Source organism: Diplocloster hominis, assembly GCF_032380655.1.
Classification (GTDB): domain Bacteria; phylum Bacillota; class Clostridia; order Lachnospirales; family Lachnospiraceae; genus Diplocloster; species Diplocloster hominis.
In genome coordinates this window covers 73,453-97,255 of sequence record NZ_JAWDIY010000020.1, presented here as the reverse complement: position 1 = coordinate 97,255, position 23,803 = coordinate 73,453, and the positions used below count along the sequence as shown (strand labels likewise).

21 protein-coding genes are annotated in these 23,803 nt (G+C 45.4%); 20 read left to right on the top strand and 1 reads right to left on the bottom strand.

The window, feature by feature from the left end; translation table 11 throughout:
* Positions 1-56: 56 nt before the first annotated feature.
* From ABC831_RS17795 to ABC831_RS17780, 4 genes are all read left to right on the top strand, one after another.
* Positions 57-1,373: an FtsX-like permease family protein gene (locus ABC831_RS17795; protein WP_343249436.1), complete on the top strand. Its 1,317-nt coding sequence runs from the start codon at positions 57-59 to the stop codon at positions 1,371-1,373.
* 12 nt (positions 1,374-1,385) lie between these two features.
* A complete protein-coding gene (locus ABC831_RS17790; protein WP_343249435.1) occupies positions 1,386-2,021 on the top strand; it encodes an ABC transporter ATP-binding protein in 636 nt (211 codons plus the stop codon).
* 36 nt (positions 2,022-2,057) lie between these two features.
* Positions 2,058-2,786 (top strand): response regulator transcription factor, encoded by a 729-nt coding sequence (locus ABC831_RS17785; protein WP_343249434.1) that lies wholly within the window; start codon positions 2,058-2,060, stop codon positions 2,784-2,786.
* Between the two features lie 412 nt (positions 2,787-3,198).
* Entirely contained in the window at positions 3,199-4,149 is a 951-nt protein-coding gene (locus ABC831_RS17780; RefSeq protein WP_343249433.1) for a sensor histidine kinase, read from the top strand.
* Positions 4,150-4,507: 358 nt separating this feature from the next.
* On the opposite strand, the gene nox is transcribed toward ABC831_RS17780, so the two are convergent.
* Positions 4,508-5,842: a H2O-forming NADH oxidase gene (gene nox / locus ABC831_RS17775; RefSeq protein ID WP_343249432.1), complete on the bottom strand. Its 1,335-nt coding sequence runs from the start codon at positions 5,840-5,842 to the stop codon at positions 4,508-4,510.
* Between the two features lie 259 nt (positions 5,843-6,101).
* Between nox and spoIIID the strand changes: the two genes are divergently transcribed.
* The 16 genes from spoIIID to ABC831_RS17695 all read left to right on the top strand — a co-directional run bounded on the left by spoIIID (position 6,102) and on the right by ABC831_RS17695 (position 23,748).
* Positions 6,102-6,374, top strand: coding sequence for a sporulation transcriptional regulator SpoIIID (gene spoIIID, locus ABC831_RS17770; protein WP_343249431.1), 273 nt, complete (start codon positions 6,102-6,104; stop codon positions 6,372-6,374).
* A 430-nt stretch (positions 6,375-6,804) separates the two neighbouring features.
* On the top strand, positions 6,805-8,181 hold the full coding sequence (locus ABC831_RS17765) for an MATE family efflux transporter (protein WP_343249430.1): 1,377 nt from the start codon (positions 6,805-6,807) through the stop codon (positions 8,179-8,181).
* 255 nt (positions 8,182-8,436) lie between these two features.
* A complete protein-coding gene (gene guaA / locus ABC831_RS17760) occupies positions 8,437-9,978 on the top strand; it encodes a glutamine-hydrolyzing GMP synthase (RefSeq protein ID WP_343249429.1) in 1,542 nt (513 codons plus the stop codon).
* Between the two features lie 216 nt (positions 9,979-10,194).
* On the top strand, positions 10,195-10,359 hold the full coding sequence (locus tag ABC831_RS17755; protein ID WP_343249428.1) for a putative holin-like toxin: 165 nt from the start codon (positions 10,195-10,197) through the stop codon (positions 10,357-10,359).
* Positions 10,360-10,829: 470 nt separating this feature from the next.
* Positions 10,830-11,162 (top strand): hypothetical protein, encoded by a 333-nt coding sequence (locus ABC831_RS17750; protein ID WP_343249427.1) that lies wholly within the window; start codon positions 10,830-10,832, stop codon positions 11,160-11,162.
* Positions 11,163-11,662: 500 nt separating this feature from the next.
* The gene (locus tag ABC831_RS17745; protein ID WP_343249426.1) at positions 11,663-12,043 is read left to right on the top strand and encodes a helix-turn-helix domain-containing protein; all 381 of its coding nucleotides are present in this window, start codon (positions 11,663-11,665) and stop codon (positions 12,041-12,043) included.
* A gap of 599 nt (positions 12,044-12,642) precedes the next feature.
* Complete coding sequence (locus tag ABC831_RS17740) at positions 12,643-14,247, top strand: DNA/RNA helicase domain-containing protein (RefSeq protein WP_343249425.1); 1,605 nt, start codon at positions 12,643-12,645, stop codon at positions 14,245-14,247.
* A gap of 72 nt (positions 14,248-14,319) precedes the next feature.
* Positions 14,320-14,784, top strand: coding sequence for a C-GCAxxG-C-C family protein (locus tag ABC831_RS17735; protein WP_343249424.1), 465 nt, complete (start codon positions 14,320-14,322; stop codon positions 14,782-14,784).
* A gap of 1,316 nt (positions 14,785-16,100) precedes the next feature.
* On the top strand, positions 16,101-17,345 hold the full coding sequence (locus ABC831_RS17730; RefSeq protein ID WP_343249423.1) for an ABC transporter substrate-binding protein: 1,245 nt from the start codon (positions 16,101-16,103) through the stop codon (positions 17,343-17,345).
* A gap of 82 nt (positions 17,346-17,427) precedes the next feature.
* Positions 17,428-18,303, top strand: a complete 876-nt coding sequence (locus ABC831_RS17725; protein ID WP_343249422.1) for a branched-chain amino acid ABC transporter permease — start codon at positions 17,428-17,430, stop codon at positions 18,301-18,303.
* 12 nt (positions 18,304-18,315) lie between these two features.
* A complete protein-coding gene (locus tag ABC831_RS17720; protein ID WP_343249421.1) occupies positions 18,316-19,362 on the top strand; it encodes a branched-chain amino acid ABC transporter permease in 1,047 nt (348 codons plus the stop codon).
* Positions 19,362-20,150 carry an ABC transporter ATP-binding protein gene (locus ABC831_RS17715; RefSeq protein WP_343249446.1) on the top strand — a complete coding sequence of 263 codons (789 nt, stop codon included), beginning with the start codon at positions 19,362-19,364 and terminating at the stop codon, positions 20,148-20,150. The genes ABC831_RS17720 and ABC831_RS17715 overlap by 1 nt, the downstream gene beginning before the upstream one ends.
* On the top strand, positions 20,143-20,850 hold the full coding sequence (locus ABC831_RS17710; RefSeq protein WP_343249445.1) for an ABC transporter ATP-binding protein: 708 nt from the start codon (positions 20,143-20,145) through the stop codon (positions 20,848-20,850). Before ABC831_RS17715 ends, ABC831_RS17710 begins: the two co-directional genes overlap by 8 nt.
* 87 nt (positions 20,851-20,937) lie before the next feature.
* The gene (locus ABC831_RS17705) at positions 20,938-21,477 is read left to right on the top strand and encodes a hypothetical protein (protein WP_343249420.1); all 540 of its coding nucleotides are present in this window, start codon (positions 20,938-20,940) and stop codon (positions 21,475-21,477) included.
* 213 nt (positions 21,478-21,690) lie between these two features.
* Entirely contained in the window at positions 21,691-22,767 is a 1,077-nt protein-coding gene (locus ABC831_RS17700) for a LacI family DNA-binding transcriptional regulator (protein ID WP_343249419.1), read from the top strand.
* Between the two features lie 9 nt (positions 22,768-22,776).
* Entirely contained in the window at positions 22,777-23,748 is a 972-nt protein-coding gene (locus tag ABC831_RS17695; RefSeq protein ID WP_343249418.1) for an aldo/keto reductase, read from the top strand.
* The last annotated feature ends 55 nt before the right edge of the window (positions 23,749-23,803 follow it).

Below are 23,803 nucleotides of genomic sequence, written 5' to 3'. Positions count from 1 at the left end.
ACTTTATTCAATGTGCAAGCCGATATGTTTTAAGGAAAAAAAGCAGGAGTATTCTTTTGATTCTGCTGCTAACCACTGTATTTATACTGATACTGACCGTTGTTTCCGTTGCCGCGCAAGCGAATACTAGCATTGAGCAAATGAAGAATGATTTTAGCAGGGAATTTATTGTAAACGCGTATAATGCGCCGGGATCACTGACGCTTGATAGAATCACCGAGATTTCAGCCAGGGATGATATTGCCGCTTACCGCTTGATCTCAAACGCTGTTCCGGTGGAATTCGCAAGTGATCACGGAACGCCTCTATCTGTAAAAACGGATGGCGATGGCTGCTTCGTCAGCCCCGGCTTTGAACACGCAGGCACGCTTGTTAGCAATGTGACGTCAGATAGCGACGAGCTGTTTTCTGAAGGGATACTAACGGTTATTTCAGGCAGGCATATCAGGGAAAGCGATGAACGCAAAGTTTTAATACACAAAGAATTGGCAAATAAAAATTCTCTGCACCTTGGCGATACAATACAGATGCGTTTTTCGCAGCCAATCCTTGAGGACATGGAAAGCATGGGATATGATACCAGCCATGTGAATACGGATATGATACAAGCGGAAATCATAGGAATTTTTGATTCGCGGGATAACAAACAGAATAAAGGGCTGCACCTTTCGCATCAGTTATATGAAAATTACTGCTATCTTGATTTAGAGACCTATTCTTCGGCATTTCATCCGAAATCACAGCGCTTTTTCTTTCAAGCAGCTTTCAGTGCTTCCTCATCATCAGATTTAGCTGTTGTGACAAATGAGATCAAAAATCTGGATTGGCCCGCAGGGCAGCCGGATGGGATTGTCTCTGATTTGGATAATTATGCGGTTATGATCGGGTCGCTTAGTTCTCTGTCAAACCTGCTTAAAATCATATGGGTCGCTGTTATACTCGTGAGTATTACCCTGATTTACTTTCTGGTTTTACATGGAGTAAAACAGCGAAAGCAAGAAATCGGCATTATGATGAGCTTGGGGCTGCCGAAGTGCCGTGTTTTGATGCAGCATATTGCTGAGGTGCTGATTGCCGCCGCTGCAGCGATGGTAATTGCCCTTGTGATAAGCGGAGGAATCGTACACTGGGCCGGAGAGCATATTGTTTCAGCAGCCGTTAATCAAAATAGCGGACCAGAGCAGTCGGCAACAGAGCAAACCGATCGCAGCCCGGGGAAAAACGAAAGGGAACAAAGAGGAGCTTCTGTTTCAGCGGACGCAGCGGGAATCATGCTGGGCTTTGGATTCTTTCTGATCCCCGCTTCGATGATAACAGCGGAGTTACCTGTTTTCCGAAAAGAGCCAAACGAAAACTTAAAATCTATCAGTTAGGAGAATTATAAAATGCTGGAATTACAGAATATCAATTATTCCTACCAACCGGGAGTTTTTATATTGAAAAACCTAAACGCTACATTCCATCCGGGCTGTGTCTATGCTATAGCAGGTAGTTCGGGCTGCGGAAAGTCTACTCTGCTTTCCATTATGGGAGGATTGGCCATACCCGGTTCGGGGCGCGTCCTGTTTAATGGGAAACCTCTGATAAAAAAAGGCCTGCCTGAATATCGGAAAAAGGACGTATCTTTTATTTTTCAAAGCTATAACCTGATTGACTACCTGAGCGCGGAGGAAAACCTAAAGATGGTATCTCCACTTAGCCCGCTGCCTGTTCTAAAAAAGGTTGGATTGAATAGTGAGACCGCCAAGCGCAATGTTCGGAAGCTGTCGGGCGGACAACAGCAAAGGGTGGCGATAGCTCGCGCGCTAATTTCCGATTCCTCGTTATTATTGGCGGACGAGCCGACGGCAAATCTTGACGATGATAATGCCCGCGTGATTTTTGACTTACTGATACAATATGCCCATGGCCCGCGGCAGGGATGCGTTATTGCTGTTACACATTCACCCGTATTTGCCAATAAGGCCGATGTTGTGTTAAAGTTGGAGGGCGGTGTTCTTAAGGAAACGGATTCCCTATAAACAACATTTGCGAACGTAATGGAATGAATTTCCAGAATGGTAAACCAAAATGGTATTTCAAACGGCAAGGGGGCAGGTGTATTGGATCAGAAAACTAAAATACTGGTCGTTGAGGATGACGAAAGCATCCGTGATATATTGCAGGCGTTTATACAGCAAAATGGATATCTGGTTATATCCGCTGCCGATGGTATGGCGGGATATGATTTGTTTGTCCGGGAGGCTCCCCAATTGGTAATTCTTGACATTATGATGCCCCGCATGAACGGCTATGATTTGTTGACGAAAATAAGGGAGATATCGGATACGCCGGTTATCCTGCTGACTGCGTTGGGCAAAGAGCAGGAGCAGGCACGCGGATTCGACTTACAGGCGGACGATTATATTGTAAAACCCTTTTCACATACGATTTTGATTAAACGGATAGAGGCGGTGCTGAGGCGGAACAAGCCGGACAATCCGCCTGACGATATCATCAGGCTTGGAGAGGTACAATTACGAAAAAAAAGCTGTGAAATACTAGTTCGTGATGAAGTGATCGACTTTACCCCCAAGGAATATGAATTGATCAAATTCATGCTGGAGCATCAAGACCATGTGTTCACACGAAACCATTTGTTGGATATTCTATGGGGAGAGGAATATTATGGGAACGAGAAAATCATCGACAACCACATCAAAAACATCAGAAAAAAACTGGATTGCGAACTTATCCAGACCGTTTGGGGCATGGGTTACAAAATCAGCAGCAAAAATTCAAAGTAACCTGGGGCTGAAACTTTTTCTGCAATTATTCGCCATACTGTTTTTGTCGTGCACCGGGATTATATTGCTCCTGCAATTTTACTTACCCATTCATTATACAGAGAAAATGAAATATGAATTGGATACGCGGGCGAAGGAATTTGTAGAGATACTGGAAAGCAAGCCGTTTACGGAAACAGAAATGCAGGATTATATTCTGGCGTTTTGTCTGCAGAACGGAACAGCGGCGGAATTGTTTGATAAGAACGAAAACAGCATTTACAAAGTAGATTTGTCCCAAAGCATACTGGCGGAAAACCCGGTATATAGCAGGAGCCTGGCCGCCTCCTTTATCACTGATTATCAAAATTATACTCTGGACATATCCATTTCCCATAATCAAGGCGCGGAGGTTACAGAAGCTATAAAGGAAATGTACCCCTTGCTATTGATTGTGATTTTCATCGTTTCTGCTGTCATAGCGGTTATCTATGCAAAGCATATCGCCAAGCCGATCGTCGAAATCAGTAATATTGCCCGACGAATGGAAAAACTCGACATGACATGGAAGTGTGAGAGCGGCCGGACGGATGAAATAGGAGTGCTGGCATGCAGTCTGAATAATATGGCATTACAGCTGGACAAAACACTGAAAGAGCTGGAGGGTGCGAATATCCAGCTTAAGAAGGATATGGAAAAGGAAAGGGCGCAGGCTAAGCAGCGTTCTGACTTTTTTATGTCTATTTCACATGAGTTAAAAACGCCCCTCACCATTCTGAAAGGTGAGACGGAAGGGATGCTGCAGAATTTAGCTCCTTTCGACAACCGGGATAAATATCTTTTGCATTCCATGCAAGTCATAGAAACAATGGAAAAAATGATAAAAGATATTTTAGCAGCGGCGCGAACACAGCTGATTCATGGTAAGGGGGTAATGCGTTCTGCAGACATTGGAAAAATAATTATGGATATTATTCAGAATCAAGATGAGTTGGCAAAATCAAAAAATATCCACATCCATATGGCATTGGAACAGGATTTGTTTGTTCTCCTAGAGCAAGAGCTGTTCAGCAAGGCGCTTGCTAACGTAATCAATAATGCTATCATCCATTCTGCGGAGGATTCTTCTATTTATATCACAGCCGGACAATCAGGCGCAGAGTGTGTTTTGACAGTGAAAAATAGTAACAGTTCGATACCGGACGATGAAATCCAGCATGTGTTTGAGCCTTTCTACAAAGTTGATAAATCCCGCTCGGGGAACGGAACCGGCTTAGGACTGTATATTGTAAAAACTTTTTTGGAATATCATGGTTTCCGGTATGGTATTGCAAATCAGGAAAACAGCGTGATCTTTACGATAGTTATGCCGTTAACTGTTTAATATTTTTACATTAGAGTATAAACGCCCTTGCTTGTTCAGCCCGCCCGGGATAACTACTATATAATTTGGCCCTAAAGCCATTATATTTACATAAAATCATCCCGGCACGAGATGAAGTACTTTCAAACTTATGCCGGGACGTTTCATTCTATATTATGACTCCTATAGCATGCGGAGCGGAACCAATAATACAGATCCTCTTACAGACGCCGTTAAACGATACCGGGACATGGAATACATTATTCTGTATAAACTGTGCGCGCTTAAGTTTCTGTTAGGGTACTACCATAAAAACAGGCCGATTAAATCCCGGTAAGACAGGTAAGGCACATATTTATGGCAATAGCAGAAGAATCACTTAAACTGCCCCTAAAGCGGCCATCGTAATATAGTTATAAGGCTGGTTAAAGTGCGGCAGGAAGAACACATCCAGCAGTTTCAGCCGGTCAATCGTAACCTGCTCCTGAATGGCGAGTGAAAACATATGAATCCCCATCGAAATATCATAATCGGAACACATCTGTGCCCCCAGGATCTGCCGTGTCTTACGGTCATAGACAATACGGATATTTACCTTATAGTTATCCTCCCGGATAAATGCTGGTTTCTGCAAATCCTCAAAATCCGACACAGCGGCATCATAGCCCAATTTCTCCGCCCTGGCCAGTGTCATCCCGGTTGACACCATATTCAGGCCGAAAATACGGATCGCATTGGAACCCTGCACGCCGGGAGACTCCAGATGAGTGCCGCAGGCATTGTGTGCGGCGATGATCCCGCTTCGCACAGCGTTCGTAGCCAAAGCGATATAACTGGTATCCTGTATGGAATTGTCGTAAACCGTGGCACAGTCCCCGACGGCGTAAACATCGGGAAGGCTGGTCTGCTGACGGCGGTTTACCTGATAGGCACCGTTTTTAAACAGTGCCAGATGATCTTTCCCCAGAACATTATTGGGACGGAATCCGATGGCGAGTACTACCATGTCCGTATCAAAGGTACCGCTGCCGGTTACGACCCGTTCTACCTTTCCTGAGCCTTCGAACGCCTCTACACCTGTATTCAGAACCAGATGAATCCCATGGTTACTGAGCGTCTCCTCCATACGTCTGCAATATTCCACATCATAATAATTTCCCAATACATGCGGGGCGCAGTCGATCAGTGTGACATCCCTGCCATTGCGGACGAAGGCTTCGGCCAGTTCGACACCGATATAGCCGCCGCCTACTATGGTAACTTTGCGGATCGACGGGTCCTTTAATTTATCGATAACATCCTGGGCATTCTGGTATAGCTTCACATACTGGACGTTCTGAAGGGTGATGCCCTCCATGGCCGGAGCGATGGGCAGAGAGCCGGTAGCCAGGATCAGGCGGTCGTAAGGCTGGTCATATTTTGTACCATCTTTTCCGGTGGCGTGGACGATGCGGTGATCAAAATCGATTGTGTCCACGGGGGTCTCCATATAGATTCTGGCTCCCTTTGATTCCAGCGTTTCCTTATTGGAATAGAAGAGGCCTTCCGGTCCGTCTATCTGATTCCCGATCCAGAGTGCCATTCCGCATCCCAGAAAGCTGATGTTGGAATTCGCATCGAACGCGACGACCTCTTTTCCTTTATAGTTATCGAGAATCGTGTTTAACGCGGCAGTTCCGGCATGATTTGCACCTATCACAACGATTTTTTCCATTGCTTGTTCCTCCTGATTTCCTGATTTTTTTCAGCATTTGATTCCAGACTGAAGTGGTTGAGAGTCTTTCTCTTATTATTATGAAAATTGTCCGGGAAAATGTAAAGGAATATTAGAAATATTAAAAAAGTTTAAGAAATTACAAATTATGTCAGTAATTTGGAGTGGATTTTAAATGTGAATTCCCTGGGAAAATCGGTACTAACCATTCATCTCCCTGCATACAATGTAAAAACATCGAAATTGTAGGGGGATTTCCTTGAAAGGCTATATAGAAGAACGCGCGATTGACATCGCCAATTACATAATCGACTACAATGCCACAGTGCGTCAAACCGCGAAAAAGTTTGGCATATCCAAGTCGACCGTGCACAAGGATGTAACGGATCGCCTGCTCCAAATCAATCCCGCATTGGCCCGGCAGGCTCGTAAAGTATTGGATGTCAATAAGTCAGAACGCCATATAAGGGGCGGCTTAGCTACTCGGGAGAAATATCTTCATCAGCATGAGAGTGAAGGGGTTCAGGAGTAGTCCGCCTCTTCGGCTGCAAAACAAAAACAGAAACGACGGACTCCGGGTGGAGGCCTGTTCCGCAGGGGCGCGTTACGCGTTCCCGGTTCATGGGCCCCTGTGTGCCGGCGGCGAATGCCGCCACGCATCCCGAATCTGTCGTTTTGTTTTTCCCGGCTTTGGGACATGTCCATTTGGATGGTTTTAAGGGGCAGATGATTGCCGATGGACAATTTGGGACATGTCTATTTTGAATGTTTAGGAATGCAAATCTGTGGCAGCTGGGGAATTATCCAACCTAATATTATTGGAATGTTATTTTGCAGATTTTTGGGTGTGTGTCTAATCGAAAGTATTGGATCGGCTATTTGGGGAAATTGTCATTTTTCATGAAGGATCGTGTAAAATTTTGTAGGGAAAAGAGATTGACTTTCTTAACCAATCGTTTACAATGAAAATTGCAATAAGGGGGATCGAGATGGAAGAGCAGACAGAACAAAAGAGACTATTTACAAATGTAGATCTCAGAAAGTTAATCATACCATTAATTATAGAACAGCTATTGGTTGTCATGGTCGGTATGGCGGATACGATCATGATTTCCGGCGTTGGAGAAGCGGCTGTCTCCGGGGTATCCCTGGTGGATACGGTTACCGTGCTGCTGATCAATGTATTTACGGCGATGGCGACTGGCGGAGCTGTGGTCTCCGGACATTATATCGGGCAGAAGAGAGAAGAGAGGGCATGTAAAGCGGCGGATCAGCTTGTTTTATTTACCTTAGTCTCTTCTTTTGTTATTATGATGGTTTTATTGGTGGCACACCAGTTCATTTTAAGTCATGTGTTTGGACGGATCGATGGGAATGTTATGGAGAACGCGAAGATTTATCTGCTGATCACGGGTGCGTCGCTGCCATTTCTGTCTGTGTATAATGCCTGCGCAGCGCTGTTCCGGGCGATGGGGAATTCCAGGATTTCTATGATGATCTCTCTGCTGATGAACGTGATTAATATTACCGGGAATGCGATTCTGATCTATGGCGCCGGGATCGGTGTGGCGGGAGCGGCGATCGCGACGCTGATCTCCAGAATCGTGGCTTCGGTGGTGATTCTGGTGCTGCTGCGTCAGGAGAAGCGGCAGATTCATCTGAGCAAGAAGTTCGAATGGCGGTTTAACAGGCATCTGGTGAAGAAGATACTGCATATCGGAATACCGAATGGGTTGGAGAACAGTATGTTCCAGCTGGGGAAAATACTGGTGCTGAGTCTCGTTACTTCATTTGGGACTACGGCTATCGCAGCAAATGCGGTGTGCAATAGTGTAGGGTTATTCCAGATATTGCCGGGATCGGCACTGAGCCTGGCAGTGGTGACGGTGGTGTCTCAGTGCGTTGGGGCTGGGGATTATGGACAGGTTACTTATTATACGAAGAAATTAATGTTTCTGACGCATGTGTTTATGGTTGTGACGAACCTGGTGGTGGTGCTGGGGTGCCCGCTGATCGTAATGGCGTATAATCTGACACCGGAGACTGGGAAGCTGACGACGGAGATATTGATTTATCATGCGGTGTGCTGTATGGTGATCTGGCCGTCTTCGTTTACACTGCCGAACGCATTAAGGGCTTCGAATGATGTGAAGTTTACAATGATCGTGGCCATCGTATCTATGTGGGTGTGCAGGATAGGGTTTAGTTATGTTTTGGCGAAGTTTTTGGGTTGGGGAGTGTTTGGCGTCTGGGTGGCTATGACAATTGACTGGTTGTGCCGGGCGGTTTGCTTTGTGGTGCGGTTTGCGCGCGGGAAGTGGAAGCTGCAGAGGATATAGAAACTATGTATGTGGTAGGATTGAGATTGGATTAAGGTGTGAAAAATCAATACTTGTCAATTAGAGGTATCATATTTTATAATGTAGAGAAACTATTTGCAAAGATATAATCATGTGAGTAAAAAAGGAAGTTTTACTGCTGGAAATTTCAAATAGTGGCTGAATGATGTGTATTCTGCAAGTGGAATCGGGATATTTCCCGGGATACTTTGGAAGAAGGGGCTCAGGGTAAATCGAACATACAGGAGGAAAAACGTGGATAGAGAATTAGTAATCGTGTTGGATTTTGGAGGACAGTATAACCAGTTGATAGCCAGACGGGTTAGAGAGTGTCATGTGTACTGTGAGGTTCATCCTTACCGCTTAAGTTTGGACAAGATCAAGGAAATGAATCCGAAGGGAATTATATTTACCGGCGGACCGAATAGCGTCTATGGGGAGGATTCTCCGCTGTGCGATCCGGAGATCTTTAAACTTGGAATCCCGATCCTGGGAATCTGCTATGGGGCGCAGATGATGATGCATCAGCTGGGCGGTAAAGTGGCTCAGGCTCCAGTACGGGAATATGGAAAAATGGAAGTAAATGTGGATAACTCATCTAAATTATTTGGGAATGTGTTGAAAAGTTCGATTTGCTGGATGAGTCATACGGATTATATAGAGAAACCGGCGGATGGTTTCCGGATCTGTGCAGTTACGGAGTCCTGCCCGGTGGCGGCGGTGGAGAATGTGGCGGAACGGTTATATGCCGTGCAGTTCCATCCTGAAGTGGTGCACACACAGGAAGGCATGAAAATGCTGGCGAATTTCCTGTTCGAAGTCTGCGGCTGCGCCGGAGACTGGAAGATGGATTCCTTCGTGGAGACTACGATCCGGGCGCTTCGCGAGAAGGTGGGGAATGGGAAGGTGCTGTTGGCTCTGTCCGGCGGCGTGGATTCTTCGGTGGCTGCGGTGCTGCTGTCTAAGGCGGTTGGAAAACAGCTGACTTGCGTGTTCGTGGATCACGGTCTGCTTCGCAAGGATGAAGGGGATGAAGTGGAAGAGGTGTTCGGACCGAACGGGCCTTATGACCTTAACTTTATCCGGGTGAACGCACAGCAGAGATTTTATGTGAAGCTGGCTGGGGTCGCGGAGCCTGAGCGAAAACGGAAGATTATCGGGGAAGAGTTTATCCGGGTGTTTGAGGAAGAGGCAAAGAAGATCGGAGCTGTGGATTTTCTGGTGCAGGGGACGATTTACCCGGATGTGATTGAGAGCGGTCTGGGGGATTCGGCGGTGATCAAGTCTCACCACAACGTTGGAGGGCTGCCGGATTATGTGGATTTCAAGGAGATTATCGAACCGTTACGGGATTTGTTTAAGGATGAAGTCAGGAAAGCTGGGTTAGAGCTGGGAATCCCGGAGAAGCTGGTGTTCCGTCAGCCGTTCCCGGGGCCGGGGCTGGCGATCCGGATTATCGGGGATGTGTCGGAGGAAAAGATACAGATTCTGCAGGAGGCGGATGCGATCTTCCGTGAGGAGATGGCCAACGCCGGGCTGGATAAAACGGTTGGACAATATTTTGCGGCGCTTACGAATATGCGGTCTGTTGGAGTTATGGGGGATGAGAGGACTTATGACTATGCGATAGCATTGCGGGCTGTGAATACTACGGATTTTATGACGGCGGATGCGGCGGAGCTGCCTTGGGATGTGATTGGGAAGGTGTCTAGCAGGATTGTGAATGAGGTTATGCATGTGAACCGGGTGCTGTATGATTGTACGGGGAAGCCGCCGGCTACGATTGAAATGGAATGACGGACAGAACCCCGGAAATGCTGATAAAATGGGCATTTCCGGGGTTGTTTTTTGCGCTTGGCTCTAAAATGACTCTATTTAGTTGATGATTACTGGATTTGGGGCGGGTATCATGATACCGCACGAAATCTAAAGAACTAATTGCCATTCATATATCTTCGTGTTAAAATACGTCTACGGAAAGTACCCATGACAGGGTGGTAGCCTCCCGAGTTTATGAAAACCGGCATGCCGGAATACATAGGAAGGGAGGTGGCGCCGATGACAGCTTTTGAAATCATTTCGATTTTCATTGGAATATTAGCATTACTGATGTCCTTTGGTAGCTTAATTGTTGCGTTGCTTGCCTTTCTCGATAAGAGAAACAACAAGCGAAAATAAAAATGCCTATCCTGTCTGCCAACAGGATAGGCGGTGTCCTTATGGACATTCGTTAGCCTAAACTCGGAGCATCCACTTTGGAGTGGGTGCTTTCCCTTTATATTGTTATAATACCATTGTATGTGAAATGTTTCAAGAGATTTTCGCTAAAATTTGCGGATGACCTGCAAGCCAGTAATGGTTAATTTATATTTTAATTTAACAAAGGAAAACTATATGCACAGAAGAGACTTACATAAGTATAGTAGAATTGGCATGGTTGCCATATTAATCATATTGATTTTAGATGCCATTAATATTTCTAGTATATTAACTATACCATTTAACAATATTAATTTGGATTTGTGGAATATTTTGGTGGTTATAATTTTGTATGTTTTAACATGCGAGATAATACAGAAAAGAGATAATTGTAGAAAAAAGAATCAAGAGGAATTTGCAAGGATTCTATTGGAGAATACATACCGGGAATGTTACTTAAAAATATAATAGCTGATGAGGCTTTCAAGAAAATATGCCCTAAGTGGTTTCCGGGAAATCAAACAATGGAGAATAATGCAGTATATCATAATATGAGAAGTGCACCTTTCGACCATGATTCAGTTATTTTTTCTTTAGGGGAATCAGGTGTTATTACGGCATCTAATATATCAAATTATTTAATGGTAAAAAACAAGTACAGTATATATTTTTCAAATGTTACAATTTTTCCTGATATGGATGAAATAACAAATCCTTTGAAAAGGGACTTAGAACATGCTTTAGATAAAGCAATTAGTGAACTGAAGAAAAAAATTTTATAGGTAAAATCCAGAGACAGTAAATGTTGATGTAGCCATTAAGCAAGGTAAGATTACAGTAATACAAAGTCACAGAAATGTATACTACATATAAAACCGTTAGATATTGAAATGTAATTATACAAAATACCAATAAAAATACTAAACAACAATTTAGGAAAAATGGAATAGTAGAAAGGGAGTCGGGAAGCCGCTTAAAAAGCGGACTTTCCGGTTCTTTGCGTGAGGCGTGATACCTGTTTTAAAAGTATATATTTCTACAAAAATTAATTCATTAATAATTATGCGAAATCAATTAATTGATAATTTTTGAACCTATAATTTCTATATGCTAACATTGTCTATGAAAAATTTCCTGAAATATTCTCTAAAAATGCCATGTTTTAATAGGCTGCAACTAGAAGTTGCTGAATTGAGCTCCTAAAGTAGGTAGTATGCAACCCTTAGAAAAGATACTATTTAGATACAGTCCAAAACGACTGAAATATAAGGAGGACAAATAAATGAGCGTATCCAAACAACTAATCCATTTAAGAAATGTAAAAGGAATATCACAAGAAGAACTGGCTTCTTTAATGAATGTAACAAGGCAGGCAGTGTCAAAGTGGGAAACGGGCCAGACTTTGCCGGACTGTGAAAAAATCATCCGCCTGAGTGAGATCTTTGGAGTCACGACCGACTATTTGCTGAAAGGAAAAGAAACAGATCCTATGGATATTTATTCTCAGCACAATTCGAAGTCAGGTACGGATATGTCATCAGAAGTAACTGAAATATTAGATAACATACATCAAATGAATACAACAAAAAGGTATTTTATTGGAGGGGGCGTTTTATTAGCGGTCATCATCATTATGATTGCTCTTATCTTTTTGATAAAATAACCACTGATGAATGGCATACGTCATCAAAAAGGAAGAATGATAAAGTACACACAGAATTCAAATCAATTAATGAAGCCAACAAATCAGCCTGCAAAACCAATATAAAAATGGGTATGTAGGCTTTAACTATGCCTGTTAAGAGTAACTGGAGTAAATAATATAACTTTCTTCAGATTAACTTATAAAATATAATTTAGGATAACTAATATAATTTTCAAACGGGAAATAAAGCAGGTGAAGTTTGCCTATGCGGATATGCTTTACAATATAATGGGAGAAAAGTATAATTGATTATATTAGATGATCTAAGATTTACAAAAATATAAAAACTATTTGAGAAATTAATCATATAAAAATTTAATTATATGAATATATCTGATGAAAAGGTATTTGACCAAAGCATATCCAGCATTAACACTCATATGAAAAGAAAAACTCATCCAATACCTATAACAGTATCAGTGCAAGGCGTTGCTATGCATTTGAAATTAAGTATTAATAAAATTATTTCCCCATATTTTCCAAAGTATAAGATAAATAAATACGAATTACAGTAAGATAACTTCACCTAACCCACTATCCACGGAGATGAAAAAAATATGTTTCAAATAACCGACAAACAATTCAGTGCCGATACCTACGGCCCCCAGCATCACTATCACAACTGGCCCATGCTCTACATCTTAGAAAACGGCAAAAAAGCCTACATAGGGGAATCCAACGACGTCACCACCCGCATGTCCCAGCACAAGAGCACATCGGACAAAAAGATATTCAAAGACGTTCACTTCATTTATTCCAACAAATTCAACAAATCCGTAACCTTGGACTTTGAATCCCAGCTCATCCAATTAATGGCCGCAGACGAGAAGTTCATCCTGACCAACGACAACCGTGGAATAGCTAACAAAGATTACTACAACAAAGAATACTACGACAATTTTTTCCCAAACCTGTGGAACCAGCTCCGTGCCAAAAATCTGGTCCGTAAGAATATTGCCGAAATAAAAAACTCAGACCTTTTCAAATATTCGCCCTACAAAGAACTCACCGACGACCAGCGCAAAGCGGTAGACGCGATATTTACCAGCCTCCAGAACGACTGCCGCCATCCGATCATGGTAGAAGGCATGCCCGGCAGCGGTAAGACAATCGTCGCGGTATTCCTGTTTAAATACCTGAGAGACTATACCGATGAGCAGGGAAATACCCCTTATCGTCATAAAAAGATAGGCGTTGTCATCCCTCAAACTTCCTTGCGTGCTACCATAAAAACCTTATTCAGCCATATCCAGGGATTGAAAGCGTCCGAAGTCATCGGCCCGTCCGATGTAACAAAAGAAAGATACGACATCCTGCTGGTAGATGAGGCCCATCGCCTGCACCAGCGTAAGAATATTACCAACATGCACGCCCACGACGGCAACAACCAGAAATTAAATCTGCCGCAAAACGCCACAGAATTAGACTGGATATTACACCAGACAGATTGTCCGATTCTATTCTACGACAGAGATCAGGTAGTGGGTCCCTCCGGTATCAATATAGAACTCATGAGCAGCACGATGAAGCAAAGATTCCAGAACAGAATGGTGACATACCACACACTGACCAGCCAGATGCGTGTCAAAGGCGGCAGTAATTACATCAAATATATCAAAGATCTACTGCATAATGACCTGACAGAAAAACAGTCCTTTCCGGACTACGATTTGAAGATCGTAGACTCTTTTGCTGACTTCGAGCAGCTGCTGACAGAAAAGGAAACAGCAGTAAACCTGTGCAGAATGGTAGCCGGTTACGCATGGCCCTGGAAAAGTAAAAAAGATAAGACCATAAAAGATATCAGGATTGAAAATTCCGAGCGTATGTGGAACAACCGCACCAAAAACTGGGTTCACAGTGAAACTGCCCTGGACGAGGTCGGCTGCATCCATTCCATCCAGGGCTATGACCTGAACTATGCGTTTGTAATCCTGGGAAATGATATCAAATACGATCCCGAAAGCAAAATGGTTGTAATCGACAAAGCAAACTACTACGATAGAAATGGAAAAGCGACAGCCACGGAGGAAGAGCTGGATACTTATATTAAGAATATATATTACGTACTGATGACCCGTGGCATTCTGGGAACCTATCTCTATATTTGCGACCCGCATTTAAAGAAATACATGGAACAATACATAGATAAATGGTTCTGATGAGGAGAAGGCTGAACAAAAAGATGTTCACCCAAAACGATATGTGCGTGGAAACGCCCCATGGAGGAAAAAATGAAAACGGAAGTCACCACCCCAAATAACCATACTACGGACTATCATAGCATTCATGAAATAGTCCGCAGCCAAGTTCACCACCATTATTGGGATTTAAACATCAACTGTGCTAGGACAACACTTCTGGTCCTATCCGACCTTTACAATATAAAGGTCCATCCGCAGACTCTCCAGTCCGCCATCGGCCTGCACGGCGCCGGCGGATATCGGGCGCAATGCGGTCTGGTTGAAGGCGGCCTGATGTTTCTGGGTATTTATCTTACAGCCCATTCGAAAACGGAAGAAGAAATTATCAGCTTATGCTATCGCTATGCAGATGAGTTCATAGCACATTTTGGTTCTCTGCGCTGTTCCGAACTGCGACCGGGAGGTTTTACTGAAACAGATCCGCCGCATTTATGCGAAGACCTAACCTGCAGAGCTATCGCATTTACGTACACCTATATTAATACGATAAAATAAAATGGTGGATTTTATAATATTTTACGTAGGAAAAGGAACTTCATATAAAGCATATTTCGACGAGGCTGAAGCAGCCGCCAAACTCAATGTTCTGGAACATGATTTTTGACGAATCGGATAACTGTTACGGCTTTTTTAATATTGGGGGACATCAAGCTGTCTCCGCAGATATCAAAGTTTAATAGGCCAGCTATGGTTCTTTCTGAGAGTTTGGTATAGCCTAGTAATTGGAATGTCCGCAACCGGCTTAATGTATAAGTATGCGGGCATTCCGGTTATCAGGCTATACCCAACTCTTAGAAGGAACCCCAGCTATATCGGATGAGCTGCTATATGTGTTAACTGATGAGTTGTCTAAAGGGCTTTCTGCTATATAATCTAAAGAACTATCTGATAAACTATCTCATAAGTTTGGATTTTTAAAAATCTCCTGCTTGTTATTAGTTATAATGTTTTTTAAATAGGTTGGGTGACAAAAGATATGCTTGCAAAATACGATAGTGTACTTTAAACATTCCCAAGCGTTAAGGGCTTGAAATGCCAATTTGCGTACATTTTCTTGAGCGATATTTCAATATTTTTCAAAAATATACCTTTTGATACCCATTTCTTAATTATAATGAAAGTATAAAGAGTGACGGCTGTTCTTAATAAGTAAGAAACAAATTATATTAATTTCAAAAATGGGAAACGTTTTCTTAAAAACAAAGTCAAATCCAAGCAAAAACAAAAAAATATAAGCATAATGTACAAAAATAGTACAATAAATTCGTTAAAAATGCAAGAAATGGCAATTAAATCATATATGTATATTGACAATCGTTTTCAATAATTATATAATAACAACATCAGCGAAAGAGCTATGTATTTCCGGAAAAACACGGCAAATAAGCCGTATCAGGTAGAAATAATGGACAGTTTTCTGTATAACAGAGTAAAAAAGTGTTGTAAAAGTATAAAAAAATATTTTGCTAAGGCTTTATACCAAAAAAATAAGGCTAATATCTAAATTTTTTTGCCCACTGCTGAAAACGTTTCCGAGCAAAACCTACCGCCGAATATCACATAGCCGAAGCTTAATGGAAAATAGCAGCGTACGAAAACTTCCGCAGACTATTTTTCATACATCACACATAAATGGCCTGTAATCAGCCGCCAAGTACTAATTTCTACGAAAACTAAATAACAGCCAAGAAAAAAACTAAGCAACACACCAAAAAGAACTAAGCAACAAACTAAAAAGAACTAAGCAACTCACCAAGAGACAACCAAAATTCAAACCACGAAACCCCATTTCAGGAGAAGGAGAACAAACGATGAAAAAGAAGAGTATGTGCCTATTACTTACCCTGGTCATGGCTGCCTCCATATTAACAGGCTGCGGTGACAAAAAAGCAGAAAGCGCCCAGGCGGAAGCCGGCAGCAGCAGTAAAGATGCAGAAACCACCCAGGCCGCGGACAACAGCGGTGAAGACATCACCCTGGCTTTCGTAGGCCCCCAGACCGGAGACAACGCGGAGTACGGTAAGAGCATGAAAACCGCCGCGCAGATCGCGGTTGACGAATGGAATGAAAAAGGCGGAGTCATCGGCAGAAAGATCAAACTGGTAGACTTTGACGATGCTAACTCCAGCGAGCAGGCGGCCTCCATAGCGGAAAAGATCGTAGGTGACAGCTCCATCAGCGCGGTACTCGGACATTTCTCAAGCGGTGTCGGCATGACGGCCGGAGAGGTTTACCAGGAAGCGGGAATCGCATTAATCAACGGTTCCGCAGCCCACATGGATTTCGCGAAAGTCGGCGACTGCATCTTCCGTAACAATGCCATCTACACCACAGACGCCAACACCATGCTTCAGATCATGGACTATCTGGGCGTGAAGAAGATCGGTACCATTAACCCCAACAACGACGCAGGTGTAGCCGTTACCACCGCCATCCAGGACATGTTAGAGCGCTACGGCGATCAGTACAGCGGGGAACTGGTGTTGGCAGAGCTTTATGAAGACGGAACCGTAGACTTTACCGCCACCGTAGCTAAGTTCCAGCAGGCTGGCGTGGAAGCCATCTATTCCTCCGGCCCTTACTCCGCGACCGCGCCGTTCATCCAGCAGTACAGAGAAAAAGATAAGGACGTAAAATTCGTAATGTCCGCAGCCTGTTTCTCCCAGGAATTCATCGAACTGGCCGGCAAAGATGCCAACGGCGTTGTATTGGGAACCAGCTTCTTCTATGAGAGCGATGATCCCGCCATCCAGTCCTTTGCCAAGAAATATACCGAAGCTTACGGTTCCAACCCCAGCACCTTCGCGGCGCAGGTATATGACGCTGCCAATGCGATCCTGTACGCCATTGAAGCAGGAAACTCAGCGGAAAGAGCAGATATTGTGAAAAATCTCCCCAACACGGATTTCCAGGGCGTAACCGGAAAGATCACTTTCGATGAGGAAGGAAACTGCCTGAAAGAACAGGTCCTTCTGGAGATCAAAGACGGAAAATACGTGGAAATCCCGGGCGTCCTGAAGAGCCAGGCAGACTGGGAAGCAGAAAATATCAAATAACCCGGTATGACAGCAGCTGTCCGGCGGTGTGCCGCTGCAACCGCCGCCGGGCAGGGAATAAGTAAGATATGGAGGTGGCAGCTTGCTACTCGAACAGATTTTAAACGGTGTTATGCTGGGGATGGTATATGCGCTGATCGCGGTTGGTTATTCCCTGGTATTCGGTATCCTCAGACTTTTGAATATGGCACACGGATCGATCTTCGCGTTCGGAGCGCATATGGCCTTGTTCGCGGTGGCCATGCAGTGGGGAATGCCGGCGGCATTTATATTCTCGATTCTTATGACCGGCTTGCTGGGTATGGCGATGGACCGGGTGATCCTGGCACCGCTGCGGGCGAAAAACGCGCCCAATATTACCTGCCTGATCTCAGTCATCGGCGTATCCTATATAATACAGAACATGTTAATGATTTGCTTCGACAGTACGAAAAAAACCTTTCCCAAGCTTTTCGACTTCGGAAATGTGGAGATATTCGGCGTAACGCTTACAAGCGCGCAGATTATGATGTTTTTAATCGCGCTGGTGTTCCTGATCATCCTGACCGTCATTGTAAATAAGACCAAGATCGGGCTGGCCATGAGGGCATCCAGGGAAAATTCAAAAGCCGCCAACCTGATGGGAATCGACGTGAAGAAGGTCGTTACCTTCACCTTCTTCCTCAGCGGTATGTGCGCGGCGGTAGCCGGCGTACTGGTGTCCGGTTATTATCAGATGGTCTACTGCACCATGGGTACGGATGCGGGGCTCAAAGGCTTCTCAGCTGCGGTTCTGGGAGGAATCGGAGTGCTCTATGGCTCGGTGGTCGGCGGTATCGTCGTAGGTGTGGCGGAAGCTCTGGCCGTAGCGTTCCTGGGCGGAAGCTTTCGAAGCGCCATCGCGTATGTCGTATTGTTCCTGGTACTGCTGATCCGCCCGTCGGGGCTGTTTGGCAAAGATAATATTGATAAAGTCTAAGGGAGGAAAGCTATGAAAATACTAGGTGAAATCTATGCGAAGTTTACGGATTTCCTGGATGCGAAGAAAAAAATAGTGATCCCGGCGCTTTATCTGGTCCTGATCCTGGTTCCGTTCTTATTCAAAAGCCAGTATTTTTTAAGAGTGCTGTGCCTGATCGGAATCTACGCGATCCTGACCATGAGCCTGAACCTGATCGCGGGCTATATGGGACAGACTTCTATGGGACATGCGGCGCTTTATTGTCTGGGCGGATATTTCTCGGGCCTTTTGGGATCAAAATTGGGATGGCCCTTCTGGATCACGCTTATTTTTGGAATTATCGGAGGAGCCATCGGCGGGCTGGTCCTGGGTATCGCCACGATGCGGCTCTCCGGTTCTTATCTGGCCGTGATCACTCTGGCCTTCGGCGAAGTAGTGGAGATGATTATCCTCAACTTCAACAGTGTCACCAACGGACCTCTGGGCGTGCGGAATATTCCGCGGCCAAGCCTGTTCGGCTGGGAATTCACCACCTCCAACGGCGGCTTCTACTGGCTGATGCTGGTGCTGGTTACCGTAGCAGTGCTGGTAAGCCTGGCAGTGTTAAAGTCCAAGTTCGGACGCGCGGTGATCGCCATCAAGGAAGATGAGCTGGCCGCGAAACTGATGGGAGTAAATACAGCCAAATACCGGGTACAGACAATTATCCTGTCCGGTGCTATGGCAGGTATGGCCGGAGCGTTTTACGCGTCCATGAACCGCTATATCGACGCCAACTCCTTCAATTTTGATATTTCCATGACGATTCTGTGTATCGTGATCTTCGGAGGCCTGGGTTCCATACCGGGTATGATCGTCGGCTCGATTCTGCTGATCTCGTTCCCCGAGGTGCTGCGTGCGCTGGCGGATTACCGGTTTGTAGTATACGGACTGCTGCTGATCCTGATGATGCGCTTCCGGCCCCAGGGACTTATGGGCGGCTTAAGCAAAAAGCCCTATAAGCTTCCTAGGGGAGTGACACTTCCGAAGCAGCTACAGGTTCGGAAGGAAGGCAGCAAAGGAAAGCAGGTGGGATGATGGCGTTGTTAAAAGTAAATGAGATTACAAAGGTATTCGGCGGTCTGATTGCTGTTGAGGACGTCAGCTTTGAAGTAAACAAAGGTGAGATTGTCAGTATCATAGGCCCTAACGGCGCCGGTAAGACCACGATTTTTAACATGCTGACCGGTGTCTATAAAGTAAACAAGGGTACCGTCGAATTCGAAGAAAAAGAGATTCAGAACAAGGCCCCCCGGGAGATCGTCAAGGCCGGAATGGCCCGTACCTTCCAGAATATCCGTCTGTTCCCAACCATGCGGGTGATTGAGAATGTTCTGGTGGGCGACCATATTAACATTAATTATAATTTCATAGACCTGCTTTTCCGAACGAAGAGATTCCGGAATGCGGAAAAAGAAGCGGCCCGGAAAGCCATTGATCTGTTAGAGTCCCTGGAGCTGGGAGACCAGATCAACAACTACGCGAAGAATCTTCCCTACGGAATGCAGAGGAAACTGGAGATCGCCCGGGCGATTGCCACCAACGCGAAGCTGATCATCCTGGATGAACCGGCTGCGGGCATGAATCCTCAGGAATCCGAGGAGCTGATGAATTTTATTCTGAAACTCCGCCGGAACGGGCATACCATACTGCTGATCGAACATGATATGAGCGTGGTCATGAACATATCCGACCGGATCTATGTAATCGACCACGGCAGAAAGATCGCAGAAGGGCTTCCCGCAGAAATCGCAAGGGATGAGCAGGTAATCCGCGCTTATCTCGGGAGTGGAGGTGTAGAAAAAGATGCCGAACAAGATGCTTGAGATTCATGACATACATACGTATTACGGAAGTATCCACGCGCTCAAAGGCGTCAGCCTGGAAGTGCTGGAAGGCGAGATCGTAACGCTGATCGGCAGTAATGGTGCCGGCAAGAGCACTACGGTCAGCAGTATTACCGGCACGGCCCCCGCGTCCAGCGGCAGTATTATCTTCAGCGGTCAGGATATAACGAAGACGAAATCCTGCAGCATTACCCGTATGGGCATTGGGGTATCCCCGGAAGGCCGTGAAGTATTCGGCGGTTTGAGCGTTCAGGATAACCTCCAGATCGGGGCTTTCACCCGTAAAAATAAAAAAGAGATCGCCGCTTCCTATGAAGAGGTATTTGATCTGTTCCCCAGGCTCAAGGAAAGAAGAAAACAGTCCGCCGGCACCCTTTCAGGCGGAGAACAGCAGATGCTGGCCATCGGCAGGGCATTGATGAGTAAGCCGAAACTGCTTCTGTTAGATGAGCCGTCCATGGGACTGGCGCCGAATCTGGTGGAAATGATTTTTGAATTGATATTAAAGATAAATAAAACCGGCGTGACGATCCTGCTGATCGAACAGAACGCCAATATGGCCCTGCAGATCGCGGACAGAGGTTATGTGCTGGAAACCGGAAGGGTGACCTTAAGCGACTCCGCGAAAGCACTGCAGACCAATGATGATGTACGGAAAGCTTATCTGGGCTCCGCATAACAGCGGCAGTATCACGGATTTGCATATAAATGTATACCTGTATGCCTTGAAAAACAGGCAAAATTAATGAAAAGAGGAGAATAAACCATGACAAACGAAGAAAAGGTACAGTACAACAAAAAGGATAACTATACATACGAAGAAGTGCGTCAGATGATCGAATCCGCCCTGGAAGACAGGGCCAGATATCTGGGATTTTTCTACAAAGTAATGCCCAGAGAGCTTTTTGACCTGTATGCCAAAAAAGCGTTATACGCGTACGGCGAGCACAAAGCGGCATCCGGCTGCGGAGCCGGCAGCGACGGCAATCCCAAAGGTATGGCTGAATTTCTGGTATCCTGCAATGGCGTGTCCAACACTCTGGCAGTTGGGAACTGTATCTGCGATGAGACCGACGAATATGCTACCGTCCGCATGGCAGGCAAATGCGCCCTGGTTCAGGGGTGGGAAAACATGGGACTTGAGCCCGAAGAAGTGGAATATCTGTGTGATATCGCAAGCTACGGCGACTACGGCCATGCCAATGCGTTAGATTTACAGGGAAACTGGCTGTGCACCAGCGCGAAAAAAGGCTGTGAATACTGCGATTTCCGGATTGAGAAGTTAAAAGAAAAAACGATTGTCTAAATTTATCATCTGAAGCGGCTGCGAAAGGGGTTAACTCCTTTCGCAGAGCGGATGGAAGAAATATGTGCACCGCTATTCCCAAACAGAAGAATATGCTATAATAGTATAATCGGGCCAAAATCTTGGGAGAAGAATGGCTGTCTTAGAATTGATGAGGATAACGGATCTTAAGGAGAGATTGGGGAAAATGATGGAAATAGGGAGTACATACAAATGAGTGAAGTAGGAATCAAAGATGTGGCCAGACTGGCTAATGTCGGAATCGCGACAGTTTCAAGGGTACTAAATAATTCGGCCGGAGTCAGCGATGAACTGAAGGAACGGGTGCTGGACGCGGCACATCAGATCGGGTATACGACGAACCCCATTGCCCGTACACTGAAAAATGCCAAGACCGATACGATCGCGCTGATCGTTACTTCTTTAAAACGTAACTTTTACATTGATTTGATAAAAGGGGTCAGCGACGTCTGCAAGGAAAACAGCTACAGTGTCCACGTACTGGAAAGCGAGGACAGTGTGGAGGAAGAGATGAAGATGGTAAAAACGCTGGTTCATCAATGGATCGACGGCATTATCCTGGTTCCTTCCGTATCCCGTGCGGATAAGAAAACAGAAGGGTATCTGAAATCTCTGAGCAGGCTTAAGAAGAAGGATATCAATATCCCTGTGGTACAGCTGGAAGTCCCGTGCCTGAATCCGTATGTGGACAGCGTCGTGGTGGATCACGATGAGCTGGCTTACCAGGCGGTTATGCATCTGACGGAAATCGGCAGAAAGCACATTGCCTATATATCGGTGCCGGAGAATTCCCCCATGGCCTGTCAGCGGATGAACGGTTATAAACGGGCGCTGCAGCAGGAGGGACTGGCCGTCGATGAAGAACTGATCATCTGCGGGCGCTTCGAGGTGCTGGAAGGGTATCGCTGCATGAAGGAACTGCTGATGAAGCGAAAAGAGATCGACGCTGTATTCGCTTCCAATGACCAGATGGCAGTGGGAGCGCTCTATGCCTGCAAGGAAGCGGGGATTCGGATTCCTGAGGATATCGCTTTGATCGGAAATGACTGTGTCGCCTTGTCTGCGGTGTCATCCCCCGCGATTTCCACTATCAGTATGCCGAAATATGAATATGGCAGGGCTGCGGCTGAACTTTTGCTGGAACGCATCCGGAATCCAAAGGAAGAATCGGTGAAAGGAGAAGTCTTACCGATACAGACGGAAGTGGTGATCCGTGAATCCACCTTGAAATCAGCTAAAAAAAGTCTGGGCACTATGATCATCGAGTAGGAGGCTAAGATGAAACAGATATCGATAGGAAATGGTGCCATGAGTGCGTCCGAGCTGGCGCTCGGATGTATGAGAGACTGCCGGATACCCTTTGAAGAGGCGGAAAGCCTGGTGTTAACGGCGGTAGAAGAAGGAATCAACTATTTTGACCATGCGGATGTATACGGTTTCGGAGACGCGGAACTGGTGTTTGGAAAGATACTGGACAGGAACCCCGGCCTTAGAAACCGCATCCGCATTCAATCGAAATGTACACTGATCCGGGACGCAGAAAAAACCCTGTATCTGGATACCACGAAGAAACATATTCTGGAGTCGGTAGACGCAAGCCTTCAGCGGCTTCACACGGATTATCTGGATACCTATATGCTGCATCACCCGGATACTCTGATCGAGCCGGAGGAAGTCGCGGAGGCTTTTGATATCCTGCAGGCCAGCGGTAAAGTGCGGTACTTCGGCGTCAGTAATTTTAAAATGATGGATCTTGCATATCTGCAGTCCTGTCTGAAGCAGAAACTTATCATCAATCAGATGCAGCTCAGTGTTGCTCATACGGAATTGATCGATTCCACGAATTCCATCAAACTTAACGAAGAACATAATATCGACAGGAACGGATCGGTGCTTACCTATATGCGGATGAATGGTATCACAGCACAGGCGTGGTCCCCGTTCCAGGTAGGATTCTACGGCGGAGTCTTTATGGGTGATCCCAATTATCCGACTCTGAACCAGGTAGTAAATCGGTTGTGTGAAGAAAAGAACGCTTCCCCTTCCGCAGTGGCGATCGCCTGGATACTCAGGCATCCGGCGAAAATACAGCCGTTGATCGGAACCACGAATAAGGAGAGGCTGAAAGATATCTGTACGGCCAGCAATGTGGAGCTGAGCCGGGAAGAGTGGTATGAGCTCTATCGGGCGACCTTGACCGATGAGGGAAGAGTGCAGCTGGGTAATTCCAATCAGAAACCGGCAAAATAAGCCGCAGTAAATGCGGCACTGGAGGAACGCGTAGAACGCATACCTGAAATAAGCC

Excerpts from the sequence above, each read along its gene's own strand:
- ABC831_RS17790 (WP_343249435.1), top strand. The coding sequence starts at position 1,386 with ATGCTGGAATTACAGAATATCAATTATTCCTACCAACCGGGAGTTTTT.
- ABC831_RS17785 (WP_343249434.1), top strand. The coding sequence starts at position 2,058 with ATGGTAAACCAAAATGGTATTTCAAACGGCAAGGGGGCAGGTGTATTG.
- ABC831_RS17780 (WP_343249433.1), top strand. The coding sequence starts at position 3,199 with ATGTACCCCTTGCTATTGATTGTGATTTTCATCGTTTCTGCTGTCATA.
- nox (WP_343249432.1), bottom strand. The coding sequence starts at position 5,842 with ATGGAAAAAATCGTTGTGATAGGTGCAAATCATGCCGGAACTGCCGCG.
- ABC831_RS17765 (WP_343249430.1), top strand. The coding sequence starts at position 6,805 with ATGAAAATTGCAATAAGGGGGATCGAGATGGAAGAGCAGACAGAACAA.
- ABC831_RS17755 (WP_343249428.1), top strand. The coding sequence starts at position 10,195 with ATGAAAACCGGCATGCCGGAATACATAGGAAGGGAGGTGGCGCCGATG.
- ABC831_RS17750 (WP_343249427.1), top strand. The coding sequence starts at position 10,830 with ATGTTACTTAAAAATATAATAGCTGATGAGGCTTTCAAGAAAATATGC.
- ABC831_RS17745 (WP_343249426.1), top strand. The coding sequence starts at position 11,663 with ATGAGCGTATCCAAACAACTAATCCATTTAAGAAATGTAAAAGGAATA.
- ABC831_RS17740 (WP_343249425.1), top strand. The coding sequence starts at position 12,643 with ATGTTTCAAATAACCGACAAACAATTCAGTGCCGATACCTACGGCCCC.
- ABC831_RS17735 (WP_343249424.1), top strand. The coding sequence starts at position 14,320 with ATGAAAACGGAAGTCACCACCCCAAATAACCATACTACGGACTATCAT.
- ABC831_RS17730 (WP_343249423.1), top strand. The coding sequence starts at position 16,101 with ATGAAAAAGAAGAGTATGTGCCTATTACTTACCCTGGTCATGGCTGCC.
- ABC831_RS17720 (WP_343249421.1), top strand. The coding sequence starts at position 18,316 with ATGAAAATACTAGGTGAAATCTATGCGAAGTTTACGGATTTCCTGGAT.
- ABC831_RS17715 (WP_343249446.1), top strand. The coding sequence starts at position 19,362 with ATGGCGTTGTTAAAAGTAAATGAGATTACAAAGGTATTCGGCGGTCTG.
- ABC831_RS17710 (WP_343249445.1), top strand. The coding sequence starts at position 20,143 with ATGCTTGAGATTCATGACATACATACGTATTACGGAAGTATCCACGCG.
- ABC831_RS17705 (WP_343249420.1), top strand. The coding sequence starts at position 20,938 with ATGACAAACGAAGAAAAGGTACAGTACAACAAAAAGGATAACTATACA.
- ABC831_RS17700 (WP_343249419.1), top strand. The coding sequence starts at position 21,691 with ATGAGTGAAGTAGGAATCAAAGATGTGGCCAGACTGGCTAATGTCGGA.
- ABC831_RS17695 (WP_343249418.1), top strand. The coding sequence starts at position 22,777 with ATGAAACAGATATCGATAGGAAATGGTGCCATGAGTGCGTCCGAGCTG.